Below are 221 nucleotides of genomic sequence, written 5' to 3'. Positions count from 1 at the left end.
ATGGATGAAGACTACAACCAGTACGAACTCAACGCCGACGATCTGGAAAGCGTGCTGCCCTTTATCGTTGAAGGCATGACCGACATCTGCGCCGCCGTCTTCTTTGAAGGCAAGGTCATTTCCGTCGATCTGCCCACCAACATAGTGCGCCAGCTCACCTACACCGAAGGCTCCGCCCGGGGCGATACCTCCGGCAAGGTGATGAAGGTCGCCCGTCTCGC

At 57.9% G+C, this 221-nt stretch carries 1 pseudogene; it reads left to right on the top strand.

Annotated elements, in window-relative coordinates:
- Positions 1-221: pseudogene (locus MO867_RS23280) on the top strand (elongation factor P); the annotation flags it as partial.

This window comes from Microbulbifer okhotskensis (assembly GCF_023895975.1).
In the GTDB taxonomy this organism is placed as follows: domain Bacteria; phylum Pseudomonadota; class Gammaproteobacteria; order Pseudomonadales; family Cellvibrionaceae; genus Microbulbifer; species Microbulbifer okhotskensis.
Note: the sequence above shows the minus strand (reverse complement) of the source record. Positions and strands in the feature narration are given on the sequence as shown.